Genomic DNA, 520 nt, shown 5'->3' with positions numbered 1-520 from the left:
AGTACGACGCGTTTGGTCGGGTCGAGGCGCTGACCAAGGTCATCGCGGGCGAGAGCTTCGAGCTCGAGTTCGAGTACGACGGGTTTGATCGGCTCGCCGAGATTCACTATCCGCAGGCCGAGCTGCTTCCGCCGTTTTGGGTGCGCAACAGCTACACGGGGAGCGGGCAGCTGCGCGAGGTTCGAAGCGGACCCACCGACGAGCTGCTGTGGCGGGTGGATGACGTCGACGGGCTCGACCGCGTGACCACCGAGAGCTTCGGCAACGGCACGATCACCCAGCGTAGCTACGACCCGCTGCGCGAGTTCACGCGGACGATCGAGACCAGCTCCGAGCTGGGCGGGACGCTGCAGTCGCTGGCGTATCAGTGGAACGCCGACGGGACGCTCGCGGGCCGCGAGGATCTGATCCACGGACAACACGAGACCTTCGAGTACGACTTTCTGCATCGCGTCGCGTCCGTCCACACCACCCACGCGCAGCAGACCCACGAGCGCCACTTCGCCTATGACAGCCTGGG

Annotated in this window: 1 protein-coding gene; it reads left to right on the top strand. The window is 66.0% G+C overall.

Going from position 1 to position 520, the window contains the following annotated elements; translation table 11 throughout:
* The coding region (locus tag ENSA7_RS41545; protein WP_146158761.1) for a hypothetical protein at positions 1-520 on the top strand (520 nt) is incomplete at both ends.

This window comes from Enhygromyxa salina (genome assembly GCF_002994635.1).
GTDB classification, from domain to species: Bacteria; Myxococcota_A; Polyangia; order Nannocystales; family Nannocystaceae; genus Plesiocystis; species Plesiocystis salina_B.
The sequence above is the reverse complement of the archived record's forward strand: the minus strand, read 5'-3'. Positions and strand labels throughout refer to the sequence as shown.